Source organism: Streptomyces sp. NPDC042201 (assembly GCF_055582185.1).
In genome coordinates, this window is record NZ_JBVJDS010000019.1 from 34,073 (window position 1) to 48,693 (window position 14,621).

Annotated in this window: 16 protein-coding genes; 2 read left to right on the forward strand and 14 right to left on the reverse strand. The window is 70.8% G+C overall.

From position 1 onward, the window contains the following. Positions 1-6 precede the first annotated feature (6 nt). The 3 genes from recO to leuA all read right to left on the reverse strand — a co-directional run bounded on the left by recO (position 7) and on the right by leuA (position 3,529). Positions 7-756, reverse strand: a complete 750-nt coding sequence (gene recO / locus ACZ6MZ_RS32245) for a DNA repair protein RecO (protein ID WP_384191426.1) — start codon at positions 754-756, stop codon at positions 7-9. A gap of 162 nt (positions 757-918) precedes the next feature. Next, a complete protein-coding gene (locus tag ACZ6MZ_RS32250) occupies positions 919-1,614 on the reverse strand; it encodes a TerB family tellurite resistance protein (RefSeq protein ID WP_384191429.1) in 696 nt (231 codons plus the stop codon). 154 nt (positions 1,615-1,768) lie between these two features. After that, the gene (gene leuA / locus ACZ6MZ_RS32255) at positions 1,769-3,529 is read right to left on the reverse strand and encodes a 2-isopropylmalate synthase (RefSeq protein WP_469356031.1); all 1,761 of its coding nucleotides are present in this window, start codon (positions 3,527-3,529) and stop codon (positions 1,769-1,771) included. Positions 3,530-3,823: 294 nt separating this feature from the next. Between leuA and ACZ6MZ_RS32260 the strand changes: the two genes are divergently transcribed. Together ACZ6MZ_RS32260 and ACZ6MZ_RS32265 are read left to right on the forward strand one after the other, a co-directional pair. Then, positions 3,824-4,888 carry a M4 family metallopeptidase gene (locus ACZ6MZ_RS32260; RefSeq protein WP_469356033.1) on the forward strand — a complete coding sequence of 355 codons (1,065 nt, stop codon included), beginning with the start codon at positions 3,824-3,826 and terminating at the stop codon, positions 4,886-4,888. A 60-nt stretch (positions 4,889-4,948) separates the two neighbouring features. Further along, entirely contained in the window at positions 4,949-5,215 is a 267-nt protein-coding gene (locus tag ACZ6MZ_RS32265) for a protealysin inhibitor emfourin (protein ID WP_384191435.1), read from the forward strand. A gap of 74 nt (positions 5,216-5,289) precedes the next feature. Here the strand turns inward: ACZ6MZ_RS32265 and era are convergent, their stop codons facing one another. The 11 genes from era to ACZ6MZ_RS32320 form a co-directional block, all read right to left on the reverse strand. After that, positions 5,290-6,249: a GTPase Era gene (gene era, locus ACZ6MZ_RS32270; protein ID WP_389791381.1), complete on the reverse strand. Its 960-nt coding sequence runs from the start codon at positions 6,247-6,249 to the stop codon at positions 5,290-5,292. A 50-nt stretch (positions 6,250-6,299) separates the two neighbouring features. Then, complete coding sequence (locus ACZ6MZ_RS32275) at positions 6,300-6,653, reverse strand: cytidine deaminase (RefSeq protein ID WP_469356035.1); 354 nt, start codon at positions 6,651-6,653, stop codon at positions 6,300-6,302. A 68-nt stretch (positions 6,654-6,721) separates the two neighbouring features. Further along, entirely contained in the window at positions 6,722-7,081 is a 360-nt protein-coding gene (locus tag ACZ6MZ_RS32280; protein WP_389791376.1) for an MmcQ/YjbR family DNA-binding protein, read from the reverse strand. After that, a complete protein-coding gene (locus tag ACZ6MZ_RS32285; protein WP_384191446.1) occupies positions 7,081-8,367 on the reverse strand; it encodes a hemolysin family protein in 1,287 nt (428 codons plus the stop codon). Before ACZ6MZ_RS32285 ends, ACZ6MZ_RS32280 begins: the two co-directional genes overlap by 1 nt. Then, a complete protein-coding gene (gene ybeY / locus ACZ6MZ_RS32290) occupies positions 8,364-8,861 on the reverse strand; it encodes an rRNA maturation RNase YbeY (protein WP_389791374.1) in 498 nt (165 codons plus the stop codon). The genes ACZ6MZ_RS32285 and ybeY overlap by 4 nt, the downstream gene beginning before the upstream one ends. Positions 8,862-8,886: 25 nt before the next feature. After that, positions 8,887-9,906 (reverse strand): PhoH family protein, encoded by a 1,020-nt coding sequence (locus ACZ6MZ_RS32295; RefSeq protein WP_389791372.1) that lies wholly within the window; start codon positions 9,904-9,906, stop codon positions 8,887-8,889. 153 nt (positions 9,907-10,059) lie between these two features. After that, positions 10,060-11,172: a carbohydrate kinase family protein gene (locus ACZ6MZ_RS32300; protein WP_384191455.1), complete on the reverse strand. Its 1,113-nt coding sequence runs from the start codon at positions 11,170-11,172 to the stop codon at positions 10,060-10,062. A gap of 158 nt (positions 11,173-11,330) precedes the next feature. Further along, on the reverse strand, positions 11,331-12,239 hold the full coding sequence (locus ACZ6MZ_RS32305; RefSeq protein WP_469356038.1) for a ribonuclease Z: 909 nt from the start codon (positions 12,237-12,239) through the stop codon (positions 11,331-11,333). 5 nt (positions 12,240-12,244) lie between these two features. Continuing rightward, positions 12,245-12,604, reverse strand: a complete 360-nt coding sequence (locus tag ACZ6MZ_RS32310; protein WP_384191460.1) for a histidine triad nucleotide-binding protein — start codon at positions 12,602-12,604, stop codon at positions 12,245-12,247. A 138-nt stretch (positions 12,605-12,742) separates the two neighbouring features. Then, complete coding sequence (locus tag ACZ6MZ_RS32315; protein WP_469356040.1) at positions 12,743-13,480, reverse strand: 16S rRNA (uracil(1498)-N(3))-methyltransferase; 738 nt, start codon at positions 13,478-13,480, stop codon at positions 12,743-12,745. Beyond that, on the reverse strand, positions 13,477-14,550 hold the full coding sequence (locus tag ACZ6MZ_RS32320) for a nitronate monooxygenase (protein WP_389791368.1): 1,074 nt from the start codon (positions 14,548-14,550) through the stop codon (positions 13,477-13,479). Before ACZ6MZ_RS32320 ends, ACZ6MZ_RS32315 begins: the two co-directional genes overlap by 4 nt. Positions 14,551-14,621 lie beyond the last annotated feature (71 nt).

Below are 14,621 nucleotides of genomic sequence, written 5' to 3' on the forward strand. Positions count from 1 at the left end.
CGTCTCCTAGTTCTTCTCTACGTATCTGAGCGAGCGCAGGCCGCGCTCCAGATGCCAGTGCAGATAGGCGGACACCAGCCCGCTGCCCTCCCTGACGTGCCGCGCCTCGCAGGCGTCAGCCGTCTCCCAGTCGCCGGTCAGCAGTGCGCTGAGCAGTCCGACGGCCTCCGCAGAGGGTACGACGCTGCCGGGCACCCGGCAGTCGGCGCAGATGACTCCGCCCGCCGCGACGGAGAAGAAGCGGTTCGGGCCGTGCAGCCCGCATTTCGCGCAGTCGTCGAAGCTCGGCGCGTAGCCGTTGACGGCGAGGGAGCGCAGCAGAAAGGCGTCCAGGATCAGATGGGGGGCGTGCTCCCCGCGGGCGAGCGTGCGCAGCCCGCCGACCAGGAGCAGATACTGCTGGACGGCCGGCTCGCCCTCGTGGTCGGTGAAGCGCTCGGCGGTCTCCAGCATGGCGGTGCCCGCGGTGTAGCGGGCGTAGTCGGCGACGATGCCGCCACCGTACGGAGCGATGGTCTCGCTCTGGGTGCACAGCGGCAGCCCGCGGCCGATGAGTTCGCTGCCGCGCGCGAAGAACTGCACATCGACATGCGAGAACGGCTCCAGCCGCGCCCCGAATTTGGACTTCGTCCGGCGCACTCCCCGGGCGACGGCGCGGACGCGGCCGTGGCCGCGGGTCAGAAGCGTGATGATGCGGTCGGCCTCACCGAGCTTCTGGGTGCGCAGCACAACGCCGTCGTCCCGGAACAGACTCATGGCGCCATTCTCCCGCATCCACGCGGGCCCTCCCCCCGCGCGGCGGCGAGGGAGCCGTCCAGGAGCGTGCGTGCGCGTCCGGGGACGGCTCGGGGCATACGGCCCGGCACGGCTCGGGGCATGCGGCCCCGGACGGCTCGGGGCGTATGCCCACGGCCGGGTTCAGGACGGCGTGCCGGAGGCGGCGAGCAGCAGGCGCTCCGTGTCGTCCGCGCACAGCTTGAGCGCGCCGCCGACGATGCTCAGCACCTCGCGCTCCGCCGAGCTGTACGGTCCGTCGGCCAGCGCGATCCTGGCGCCCTGCAGCAGGATCGACTCCCGGCCCGCCGGGGCCAGGTGCGGGGAGAGCGGCTCCAGCGCCTCGTGCAGCTCGATGGCGAGCGCGGCGCCGCACGGGCCCGGGTCGACGACGAACCGGCCGGTGTCGGCGGCGAGGGCCTCGACCAGCTCCGTCAGCCGGTCCTCCGTGCAGTCCTCGAATCCGGCCGTGCGGACGAGGGAGACCGCGGTCTCCCTGACCGTACGGGAGGAGATGCCACCGGCCACGAGGACGGCGAGCGCGACGGTGTGGATGGCGTCGCGCAGCATCGCGGAGAAGCGGACCGTGGTGGGGTGGTCGAGGACGTCCGTGCCGAAGTGGGAGTGGCAGGCCGCGCATTCGACGACGGGCCCGGCGAGTCCGCGCGAGAGCAGCGGGACACCGAGCACGGTGAAGCGACGACGGCCGGTACGACGGCGGTAGTTGCGGTCGCCCCCGCAGTCGGCGCAGAAGAATTCCCCGTCACCGACCGTGTTCCATGAGGTACGAATGCCGCAGACGCGCAGTTTTCGGCCGCTTGATCTTTGAACTGGCAGCACGTCGCGCACCTCCGTAACGCTCCGGCAACATTGCCGCGTTGACGTGATGTTAGCCACATTGCCCGGTCGGCGTCAGCACCCCGGCGTGAGATCGCCATGACATGGCTGAACCCCGCCCACCGTGGCCGGTGGACGGGGTTCCTAAAAGCTCAGGTCAGCGGGTTGCGCGGTTCACTGCGGAGATGACCGCCTTGAGCGAGGCCCGGGTGGTGTTCGCGTCGATTCCGATGCCCCACAGCACCTTTCCGTCGATCGCGCACTCGATGTACGAGGCGGCCTGCGCGCTCGCGCCCTCGCTCATGGTGTGTTCCTGGTAGTCCAGCAGCCGGGCGTCCACCCCGACCGAGGCCAGGGCCTCGAAGAAGGCCGAAATCGGACCGTTGCCGATGCCGGTCAGCACCGTCTCCACGCCGTCCACGACGGCCTGCACGGTCAGTGTGTCCTGGCCGTCCCTGTCGGTCGTGGTCTGGCCGGAGCGCAGCTGGACCCGGCCCCAGGCGTTCTCCGGGTTGGGCAGGTACTCGTCCTGGAAGACCGCCCAGATCTGGCCGGGCGTGACCTCGCCGCCCTCGGCGTCGGTCTTGGCCTGGATGATCCTGGAGAACTCGATCTGCATCCGGCGCGGCAGGTCCAGCTTGTGGTCGTTCTTCAGGACGTACGCGATACCGCCCTTGCCGGACTGCGAGTTGACCCGGATGACCGCCTCGTACGAACGGCCCACGTCCTTGGGGTCGATCGGCAGATACGGCACGGCCCACTCGATCTCGTCGACCGTCTTGCCCTGGGCGGCGGCGTCGGCCTCCCGCGCGTCGAAGCCCTTCTTGATGGCGTCCTGGTGAGAGCCGGAGAAGGAGGTATAGACCAGGTCGCCCGCATAGGGGTGGCGCGGATGGATCTCCATCTGGTTGCAGTACTCGCTGGTGCGACGGATCTCGTCGATCTGCGAGAAGTCGATCTGCGGGTCGACGCCCTGCGAGAAGAGGTTCATGCCCAGCGTCACCAGGTCGACATTGCCGGTGCGCTCGCCCTGCCCGAACAGACAGCCCTCGATACGGTCGGCGCCGGCCATGATCGCCAGCTCGGCGGCGGCGACGGCGGTGCCGCGGTCGTTGTGCGGGTGCACCGACAGACAGACGTGCTCGCGGCGGGACAGGTTCCGCGACATCCACTCGAAGCGGTCCGCGTGCGTGGACGGCGTCGAACGCTCCACGGTGGCGGGCAGATTGAGGATGATCTCGCGGCCCGCCTCGGGCTGCCAGACGTCCATGACGCCCTCGCAGACCTCCAGGGCGAAGTCCAGCTCGGTGTCGGTGAAGATCTCCGGGCTGTACTGGTAGCCGAAGGTCGTCTCCGGGCCGAGGATCTTCTCCGCGTACTCCATCACCAGCCGCGTACCGTCCACCGCGATCTGCTTGACCTGCTCCTTCGTACCCCGGAAGACGACCCGGCGGAAGGTGGGGGCGGTGGCGTTGTAGAGATGGACGGTCGCGCGGTGGGCGCCGCGCAGCGACTCGACCGTCCGCTCGATCAGCTCCTCACGCGACTGCGTCAGGACGGAGATCGTCACGTCCTCGGGAATCGCGCCCTCTTCGATGATCGAGCGTACGAACGCGAAGTCGGTCTCGCCGGAGGACGGGAAGCCGACCTCGATCTCCTTGTAGCCCAGCCGGACCAGCAGATCGAACATCTCGCGCTTGCGGGCCGGCGACATGGGATCGATCAGCGCCTGGTTGCCGTCGCGCAGATCGGTGGAGAGCCAGCGCGGGGCCACGGTGATCCGGTTGTCGGGCCAGCTGCGGTCCGAGATGTCCACGGCCTCGTACCGGCCGTACTTGTGGATCGGCATCCGGGAGGGCTTCTGGGTGTGGGTCGCGTTGGTGATGGGCGTGGGGCGACCGACAGAAGTGTCAGACATTGCGCAGGGCTCCTCGTGTGTCCACTGGGACGGCCGACGGGGCGTGATCACCGCAACGCCAGACTCCGCGGGGAGGGGGTCGGCCTACGACTACAGGCCCTCGCCGCGGCAGCTAAGGAGAAGCAGCCCGAAACGCATGATGTCTCGAAGCCTAACGGAGCCGCGCCGTCCGCGCGGGTCCGTATCAGCATGCGGGATCGAAAAAGTAACGGCCGAAGGCTGACGGATCACTCCATTTCAGCAACTTCCGTCGCAATGGGTGACAGCGCCGTGACGGAGTGCCACATTGCTCGCATGACTGCCACGACCCCCGTTTTCTGCACCATCGTCCCTCCCCACGTCCTCGACAAGCTCGCCCAGGCCGACGACCCCGCGCTCTCCGGGCCCGCCCGCCGCACGCTGGTCGCGGACTCCGCCCGGCGCACCCGCCGCCGGCTGACCGCGGTCGGCGTGGTCCCCCCGGCCACCGCCCCGGCCGGGGACGGCGCGACCGGCGGCCCGCACCGCACCATCCACGACTGCGAGCACGGCACCGCGCTGCCGGGCAGGGAGGTACGCGGCGAGGGCGACGAACCCGGTTCCGACGCCACCGTCAACCGCGCGTACGGCGGGCTCGGCGCCACGTTCGAGCTCCTGCTGACGGCGTACGGACGCGACTCGCTCGACGGCGCGGGGCTGCCGCTGACCGCCAGCGTCCACTACGACGAGCGGTACGCGAACGCCTTCTGGGACGGCGAGCAGATGGTCTTCGGCGACGGTGACGGCGAGATCTTCCTCGACTTCACCCTCCCGGTCGATGTGATCGGCCATGAGCTGGCGCACGGCCTCACCCAGTACACCGCCAACCTCAGCTACTACGGCCAGCCGGGCGCCCTGAACGAGTCCGTGTCGGACGTCTTCGGCTCGCTGGTCAAGCAGTACACCCTGGACCAGACCGCCGACCAGGCCGACTGGCTGATCGGCCAGGGCCTGCTCGCGCCACGCGTCACCGGTGTCGCCCTGCGCTCCATGAAGGCGCCGGGCACGGCGTACGACGACGATGTCCTCGGCAAGGACCCGCAGCCGGCCACCATGGACGACTTCGTGCACACGGGACGCGACAACGGCGGGGTGCACATCAACTCCGGCATCCCCAACCACGCGTTCTATCTGCTGGCCGACCGGCTCGGCGGGAAGTCCTGGGAGCGGGCGGGACAGATCTGGTTCGACGTGCTGACCGGCGGTGAGCTGGCGGTCGACGCGAGCTTCGCGGACTTCGCCCGGCTGACCCTCGCGGCGGCGCGGTCCCGCTTCGGCGACGGCGCGGAGCACGAGGCCGTGGCCAAGGCGTGGTCCCAGGTCGGGGTTCCCACGGCATGAGGCGCGGCGGCACGGAACGCGCCCTTACCCCGCCGGCCCACACGTACTAGAACAGGACCCATGCGTATCCAAGTACGGCGCACCGGCGGTTTCGCGGGCATCGAGCGCAGGGCCGAGGTCGACACCTCGGCGCTGCCCGACGCCGACGCATGGCGGGAGCTGGCCGAGCAGGCCGTGGCCGACGGCCGGGGGACGCCGTCCCCCGGCGTGCCGGACGGCTTCAGCTATGTGATCTCCATCGACGGCCGTACGGTCCACTGCGCCGACCCACGGCTGTCCGAGGCGCAGCGCGCGCTGATCTCGCGCGTGCTCAAGGAAGGTGCCTGAGCGGGGGGCATGAGCGGGTGCCTGAGCGGGCTTCCCGTCACGCCGGCCGGACGCGGTGACGGGGGCCCGTTTGCTCAGAAGCCGAGCTTGCGCAGCTGCTTCGGGTCGCGCTGCCAGTCCTTGGCGACCTTGACGTGGAGATCGAGGAAGACCGGCGTGCCCAGGAGTGCCTCGATGTGCTTGCGGGACTTCGTCCCGACCTCCTTGAGCCGCTTGCCCTTGGGGCCGATGATGATGCCCTTCTGGCTGGGCCGCTCGATGTACACATTGGCGTGGATGTCCAGCAGCGGCTTGTCCGCCGGGCGGTCCTCGCGCGGCAGCATCTCCTCGACGACGACCGCGATCGAGTGCGGCAGCTCGTCCCGTACGCCTTCGAGCGCGGCCTCGCGGATCAGCTCGGCCACCATGACCTGCTCCGGCTCGTCGGTGAGGTCGCCCTCCGGGTAGAGCGGCGGGCTCTCCGGGAGCAGCGGCACCAGCAGATCGGCCAGCAGTCCGACCTGCTCTCCGCCGACGGCCGAGACCGGCACGATCTCCGCCCACTCCAGGCCGAGTTCCTTGCCGAGCTGGTCGATCGCGATGAGCTGCTCGGCGAGCGTCTTGGAGTCGACGAGGTCCGTCTTGGTGACGACGGCGACCTTCGGCGTCTTCTTGATGGCGGCCAGTTCCTTGACGATGAACCGGTCGCCGGGGCCGAGCTTCTGGTCGGCGGGCAGGCAGAAGCCGATCACGTCGACCTCGGCCCAGGTGGTCCGCACGATATCGTTGAGGCGCTCACCGAGCAGCGTGCGCGGCTTGTGGAGCCCGGGGGTGTCCACCAGGATCAGCTGCGCCTCGGGCCGGTGCACGATGCCGCGGACGGTGTGACGCGTGGTCTGCGGCCGGTTCGAGGTGATGGCCACCTTCTGACCGACCAGAGCGTTCGTGAGGGTGGACTTGCCCGCGTTGGGGCGACCGACGAAGCAGGCGAAGCCGGCCCGGTGGGGGGCTTCGGCTGTCTCGGGAGAAGAGGTACGAGCGCTCATGGCGCCCATTCTCCCCGATCGTTTGGCCGCCGCCGACCAGATTCCCGCTACGGCCGTCGTCAACCGGCCGTCACGGTCGCGCGCAGCACGCCGTCCGGGCCCGCGACCAGGACGGGGGTCGCGGGGCCGCCCAGATCGCACACAGCGGCACGGTCCTCGTCCGCGGCGCTCTCCGCGGCGGTGACGACGGCGGCGGCCTCCAGCGAGGTGGCCCCACTGGCCACGGCCATCGCGACGGCGGTCCGCAGCGCGCTCAGCTTGAGAGACTCCAGCTCCACGGTCCCCGCGACATAGGTCCGCCCGGTCTCGTCCCGCACCGCGGCCCCCTCGGCCACCCCATTACGCGCCCGCGCGCTCCGAGCCAGAGTGATGATCTTGCGGTCCTCGGCGCCGAGGTCGGTGCTCTGTGTCATACGCCGAGCATAGGCACCACGCGAGGACCTCCCAGAGCAGGGTCACAGCCAACGCGGTACGCGGCGGGTCAGGGGCGGTCGAGGCGGAGGCGGGTGGGTTTGGGGAGGGTGGCTACTACGAGGTCGTACGAGTCCTCGATCAGTTCGCGCACCATCCGGGGCGGGAGTTCGGGGACCGTGACCGTGTTCCAGTGGCGCTTGTTGAGGTGCCAGCCGGGGGTGATCGCCGGGTGGGTCTCGCGGAGGCGGATCGCCTCTTCCGGGTCGCATTTGAGGGAGACCTTCAGCGGGCGCTCCTCCAGCGCGCAGAACGCGAAGATCTTCTCCGCCACCCGGAAGACCGTGAGACCGGGGCTGCGGGGGAACGGGACGTCCTCGGACGTCCCGTTCTGGCCGAGGCAGCAGGCCCGCAGCTCCTGCGGGGTCATCAGGCGGGCTCGTCCTCGCGGAGCGGCTCCGCGAGGACCGTGACGATCTTGTTGCGGCGGCCGGCCGGGGACTCGGCCGTCAGCCGCAGGGTGCGTCCGTCCGGCAGCTCGACCCTGGCGCTGGCGCCCGCGATCGGAACCCGGCCCAGCGCCTTCGCCAGCAGGCCGCCGACCGTCTCCACGTCCTCGTCGTCGTACTCGTCGAGCCCGAACAGGTCCCCGAGGTCACCGATGTCCAGCCGGGCCGTGACCCGGTAGGAGCCGTCGCCGATCTCCTCGACCGGCGGCAGCTCGCGGTCGTACTCGTCGGTGATCTCGCCGACGATCTCCTCCAGGATGTCCTCGATCGTGACGATGCCGGCCGTGCCGCCGTACTCGTCGATGACGACCGCGACATGGCTGCGCTCCTGCTGCATCTCGCGCAGCAGATCACCGGCGTTCTTCGTGTCGGGGACGAACGCGGCGGGGCGCATCGCCGTGGAGACCAGATCGGATTCGGAGTCCCGATTGATGTGCGTCTTCCTGACCAGGTCCTTCAGGTAGACGATGCCCACTATGTCGTCCTCGTTCTCCCCGGTCACCGGGATACGGGAGAAGCCGGAGCGCAGGGCCAGCGTCAGCGCCTGCCGGATCGTCTTGTGCCGCTCGATGCACACCAGGTCCGTGCGCGGCACCATGACTTCCCGTACGAGCGTGTCGCCCAGCTCGAAGACGGAGTGCACCATCCGGCGCTCGTCGTCCTCGATGAGGGACTCCTGCTCGGCGAGGTCGACCATCGCCCGCAGCTCCGCCTCGCTGGCGAACGGTCCCTTGCGGAAGCCCTTGCCCGGGGTGAGGGCATTGCCCAGGAGGATCAGCAGCTGCGGAATCGGGCCCATGACCCTGGCGAGCGGCAGCAGGACGTACGCCGAGGCCGTCGCCGTGTTCAGCGGATGCTGGCGGCCGATGGTGCGGGGCGAGACGCCCACCGCGACATAGGAGACGAGGACCATGACCCCGATCGCGGTGACCAGCGCCGCCCAGGTCTCCTGGAACTCCTTCAGACAGACATAGGTGACCAGCACCCCGGCGGCCATCTCGCAGGCGACCCGGACCAGCAGCGCCACATTCAGATAGCGCGTCGGATCGGAGGCGATCTGCGCCAGCTTGGCCGCGCCCCGGCGCCCCGACCTGACGGCCTCGGCCGCCCGGAAGCTGGAGACCCGGGCGAGGCCCGCCTCGGCGGACGCCGCCAGCCAGGCGACGACGACCAGCGCGACCGCGCCGACGATCAGCTGCGCGGTCACGAGACGGTCGGCGCGGGAGACGGGCCGGTGAACCCCTTCTCGCCCCTCCACCCGTCGACGATCGCCGCTTGGAGACCGAACATCTCGGCCTTCTCGTCCGGCACCTCGTGGTCGTACCCGAGCAGATGCAGCACCCCGTGGACGGTCAGGAGTTGGAGCTCCTCGTCCATGGAGTGCTGCGTCGGGGCTTCCTCGCCCTGCTTCCGCGCGACCTCCGGGCAGAGCACGATGTCACCGAGGAGCCCCTGCGGGGGCTCCTCGTCGTCCTTGACCGGCGGACGCAGCTCGTCCATCGGGAAGGACATGACATCCGTCGGACCCGGCAGGTCCATCCACTGGAGGTGCAGCTGCTCCATGGCGGCTTCGTCCACGACGATCACCGAGAGCTCGGAGAGCGGGTGGATGCGCATCCGGGCGAGCGCGTAGCGGGCGACGTCGAGGATCGCCTGCTCGTCGACCTCGATGCCTGACTCGTTGTTGACGTCGATCGACATGGTGCGCTGTTGCTCTTTCGCTCAGTCACAGCCCATTGCGGCTGTCGTATTGCTCGTACGCGTCGACGATACGGCCGACGAGCCTGTGCCGTACGACATCCTGCGAGGTGAGACGGGAGAAGTGCACATCGTCGACGCCTTCCAGGATGTCCTGGACCTGGCGCAGACCACTCGTCGTGCCGTTCGGAAGGTCGACCTGGGTGACATCTCCCGTAATGACGATCTTCGATTCGAAGCCGAGCCTCGTCAGGAACATCTTCATCTGCTCGGGGCTGGTGTTCTGCGCCTCGTCGAGAATGATGAACGCGTCGTTGAGCGTCCGGCCGCGCATGTACGCCAGGGGCGCGACCTCGATCGTGCCCGCCGCCATCAGCCGGGGGATCGAGTCGGGGTCGAGCATGTCGTGCAGCGCGTCGTAGAGCGGGCGCAGATACGGGTCGATCTTCTCGTAGAGCGTGCCGGGCAGGAAGCCGAGCCGCTCGCCCGCCTCGACGGCGGGCCGGGTCAGGATGATCCGGTTGACCTGCTTGGACTGCAGGGCCTGGACCGCCTTGGCCATGGCGAGATAGGTCTTGCCGGTACCGGCGGGGCCGATGCCGAAGACGACCGTGTGCTTGTCGATCGCGTCGACGTACCGCTTCTGGTTGAGGGTCTTGGGGCGGATGGTCCGGCCACGGCTGGACAGGATGTTCTGGGTGAGCACGTCGGCGGGCGTCTCGGGACCGTCCGCGCCGCCGTTCTCGCTCGCCCTGAGCATGGCGATGGAACGTTCCACTGCGTCCTCCGTCATCGGCTGACCGGTGCGGAGCACCAGCATCATTTCGTCGAACAGGCGCTGGACGAGCGCGACATCCGCCACGCTGCCGGCCGCACTGATCTCATTTCCCCGGACATGGATGTCCGCGTCGGGGAACGCCTTCTCGATCACACGCAGCAGGGAATCCCTGGAGCCCAGGACCGTCACCATGGGGTGTTTGGCGGGGACGGTGAAGTGGGCACGTGCCTGCCCCGGTGCGGGGGTCTGGGCTGTAGGTGTCTGAGTCATGGGCCGGCTCTGTGGCCTGCGCATACCTCCCGTTGCAGGGTTCTCGCTGCTCGACAACCTCTGGGCTACCAGCGTACGACTCCGCACTGACAAGGCCCTAGGGCTTTTCCTTGCGCCGTCGGCGCGGTCAGCCGGCCCGGTCGGTCGGCCCGGTCAGCCGGAGCGGCCGAAACCGATCGTCGGTACGGCCCTGCGCAGCGGCCACGGCCTGCTCGGCGCGGGCAGCAGTTCCGCCAGGAAAGCGTAGCGCCGCAGCGCCGCCGGGTCCTGCTCGGGGGAGGCCTGTACGTACTGCCACCAGGTCGCGACCTCCGCCCAGCCCGGCGCGGAGAGCGAGCCGCCGAACTCCTGGACGGAGAGCGCGGCGGTCAGCCCGGCGAAGGCCAGCCGGTCCGCGAGCGGCCAGCCGGCGAGCGTACCGGTGACGAATCCGGCGACGAAGACATCGCCCGCGCCGGTCGGATCCAGGGCCTCGACCTCGATCGCGGGGACCTCGGCGGTCTCGCCGGTGGCGCCGTCCACGGCGTACGCCCCCTCCGCGCCGAGCGTGACGACGGCGACCGGCACCCGCTCGGCGAGCACCCGCGCGGCGGCCCGGGGGCAAGTGGTGCGGGTGTAGCGCATCGCCTCCTCCGCATTGGGCAGGAAGGCCTCGCAGTACTCCAGGTCGGCCAGGCCCCCGAGGTCCCAGCGGCCGGTCTCGTCCCAGCCGACATCGGCGAAGATCCGCGCCCCGGCGCCGGCGGCGCGGGCGATCCACTCCTCGCGGCGGCCCGGCGCGAGCGCGGCGACGGCGGCACGCGCGCGGGGCGGGCACTCGGGGAGGGCCCCTTCGGGCGGCGGGGCCTCGTGGCCGTGCGAGACCATGGTCCGCTCGTCCTCGTACGCCATGGAGACGGTGACGGGCGAGTGCCAGCCGGGGACCGTACGGGACCGGGAGAGGTCGATGCCCTCGCCCTGCTCCAGCGCGTCCCAGCAGTACTCGCCGTAGTGGTCGTCGCCGAAGGCCGCGGCGAGCGAGGTGCGCAGGCCGAGGCGGGCCAGGGCGCTGGCCATGTTGGCGATCCCGCCGGGGCTGGACCCCATCCCCCGGGCCCAGGACTCCGTGCCGCGCACGGGGGCGCTGGCCAGGCCGGTGAAGATGATGTCGAGGAAGACCGTGCCGGTGAGATAGACATCGCACGGCGGGTCGTCCGGGGCGCGCAGCGCGCTCAGCGGGTCGACATGGGCGGTGTGTTCCTGCGGGTCTCCGTTGGATGTGATCACGGTGGGCTCCCGATCGCGTGCGGATCCGGACAGTGTGCCCGATCCGCCGGGCCCGAGCCGCACGCACAGGGTGTCCGCGCCCGGTCCGTGACCGTGGCGGCCGCCGGGGCAGCCGCCACTGACCCGCAGCGGCGGGGTCAGCCGGACCGTGCGGCAGGTCAGCCGGACCGTTTCGGCAGCGGTACCCGCACCAGATCGGCGGCGACGGTCAGCTCGCCGTCGAAGCCCGCGGCGCGGGCCTGCCGCTCGAACTCGTCCGGATCGCCGTAGCGCTGCGAGAAGTGCGTCAGCACCAGATGCCGTACGCCCGCCTCCCGCGCCACCCGGCCCGCCTGGCCTGCGGTGAGATGACCGTGGTCGGTCGCCAGCCGCTCGTCCTCGTCGAGGAACGTCGACTCGATGACCAGCATGTCGCACCCCTCGGCCAGCGCGTACGCCCCGTCGCAGAGCCGGGTGTCCATGACGAAGGCGAACCGCTGGCCCCGGCGCGTCTCGCTGACCTCGTCGAGGCTGACGCCGTTCAGCGTGCCCTCGCGGCGCAGCCGGCCGACGTCCGGTCCCGCGATGCCGTGCGCGGCCAGCCGCTCCGGGAGCATCCGGAGCCCGTCGGGCTCGGTGAGACGGTAGCCGTACGACTCGACGGGGTGGGAGAGCTTGTACGCGTCCAGGGTGTACGCGGCTGTCCGCGCGAGGACGCCGTCGCCGCCGACCGGCGCCTCGGTCAGCTCGGCGGACTCGCGGTAGGCCGTCGCGTACCGCAGCCGGTCGAAGAAGTGCTGTCCGCTCGCCGGGTAGTGCGCGGTGACCGGGTGCGGCACCTGGTCCAGGTTGATGCGCTGGATCACCCCGGCCAGGCCGAGCGCGTGGTCGCCGTGGAAGTGCGTGACGCAGATGCGGTTGATGTCGTGCGCGGCGACCCCGGCGCGCAGCATCTGGCGCTGGGTGCCCTCGCCCGGGTCGAAGAGCAGGCCTTCGCCGTCCCAGCGCAGCAGATAGCCGTTGTGGTTGCGATGGCGGGTGGGCACCTGGCTGGCGGTGCCCAGCACCACCAGTTCTCGTACGGACAAGACGCCTACCCGGGGGGCCAGTTGAGACCGCGGCCGCCCAGGACATGGGCGTGCGCGTGGAAGACGGTCTGTCCGGCGCCGGCGCCGGTGTTGAACACGATCCGGTAGCCGGTGCTGTCGGCCTTGTCGTCGGCGGCGACCGCGGCCGCCTCGCGCAGCACATCGGCGGCGATCCCCGGCTCGGCGGCGGCGAGGGTCGCGGCGTCCGGGTAGTGCACCCGGGGGATGACCAGGACATGGGTCGGGGCCTGCGGGTTGATGTCCCGGAACGCGACCGTGGTCTCCGACTCCCGCACGACGGTGGCCGGTACGTCCCCCGCGACGATCTTGCAGAACAGGCAGTCGGCCTGTGGTTCTCCCGCCATGGTCCGGGCCTCCTCGGATCCGCCGGGTGCACCGGCGGTCGCTGCTGACGATCAGTGACGATCCGTACGGACGCATGCTATCGGCCCGACGGCCGCCGCCTGTCGGCTGAGGTGTCCAGGCCCTGTCCGGGAGAGGTACTAGGACCAGCGGCCGGTGCGGCCGAGCAGGAGGGCCGTGGCCGCCGTTCCCGCGGTGGAGGTGCGCAGGACGCTGCGGCCCAGGCGGTACGGCTTCGCGCCGGCTTCCGCGAAGGTCGCCAACTCCTCCGGGGACACGCCCCCTTCGGGGCCCACGACCAGCACGATCCGGCCCTCGGCGGGCAGCGGCGCCGTGGCCAGCGGTTCGCTGCCCTCCTCGTGCAGTACGGCGGCGAAGTCGGCGTCCGCCAGCAGCGCGGCGACCTGCCGGGCCGACAGCGCGTCCGTGACCTCGGGGAAGCGGAGCCTGCGCGACTGCTTGCCCGCCTCGCGGGCCGTGGCCCGCCATTTGGCCAGGGACTTGGCGCCCCGCTCGCCCTTCCACTGCGTGACACAGCGCGCGGCCTGCCAGGGCACGATCGCGTCGACGCCGGTCTCGGTCATCGTCTCGACGGCCAGCTCCCCGCGGTCCCCCTTGGGCAGGGCCTGGACGACGGTGATCCGGGGCGCGGGCTCCGCCTCCGTCCGTACCTCCGTGACGGCGACGTCAAGCCGGTCCTTGCCCTCGACCGCCGCGACCGTCCCGTAGGCGCCCGTGCCCGCGCCGTCCGTCAGCACGATCTCCTCGCCGACGCGCAGCCTCCGTACGGAGACGGCGTGCCGCCCTTCGGAGCCGTCGAGCGTGACCGTACCGGTGCGCAGTACACCGCCCTCGACGACGAAGACAGGAGCGGTCACGAGTCGCTCTCCGGCGTCAGCGACGCCCGGGTCGCTTCGAGCTCGGCGGCCAGGACCTCGACCAGCTGTCCCGCGGGCAGCTCCCGGGCCATCCGGTGGCCCTGTCCCGCCCAGAGCGCCATGCCCTGGGCGTCGCCCACCCGCGCCGCGGCCTTGCGCAGCCCGGAGGTGAGGTGGTGGACCTCGGGGTAGGCGGGCGGCGCGTACGGGCCGTGCTCACGCATGAAGCGGTTGACGAGGCCACGGGCGGGGCGGCCCGAGAAGGCCCGGGTCAGCTCGGTCCTGACGAACAGCGGGTTGGTCATGGCCTGCTTGTGCAGCACGTTCGCCCCGGACTCCGGGCACACCAGGAACGCCGTGCCGAGCTGCGCCGCGTCCGCGCCCGCCGCGAGCACCGCCGCGATCTGGCCGCCGCGCATCAGCCCGCCGGCGGCGATGATCGGCAGCTGCACGGCCTCCCTGACCTGCGCCACGAGCGAGAGCAGTCCGATGCCCGCGCCATCGGTGGCCGGATCGTCGCGGTGCGTGCCCTGGTGGCCGCCGGCCTCGATGCCCTGGACACAGACGGCGTCGGCGCCGGACCACTGCGCGGTCTGGGCCTCCTCGGGGGTGGTCACCGTGACCACGGTGTAGGTGCCCGCGCGGGCGAACGCGTCGAGGGTCGTACGGGTCGGGCAGCCGAAGGTGAACGAGACGAGCGGCACCGGGTCGTCGAGCAGTATGGCCAGCTTGGCCTCGTAGCCGTCGTCCCGGCCGGCCTCGGGGTCGCCGAGCGGGGTCTCGTACCAGGTCGCCTCACCGGCGAGCTGGTTGCGGTAGACCTCGATGACCGCGTGGTCGGCGTGGTGTATCTGCGGCATGAAGAGATTGATGCCGAAGGGCTGGTTGGTGAGCCCGCGCAGCTGTTTGACCTCTTCGTACATGCCGTCCGCTGTTTTGTACCCGGCGGCGAGGAACCCGAGACCACCCGCCTCGGAAACGGCCGCCGCCAGCTGCGGGCAGGACGCGCCGCCCGCCATGGGGGCCTGCACGATCGGATACCGGCAGAGATCGGTCAGTGCGGAGGACATGCAGGCATCGTGCCACGTCCCCCGCACAGCGCCGAATCCGAGCCACGCTCGGCGGGGGTCACGGGAACGCG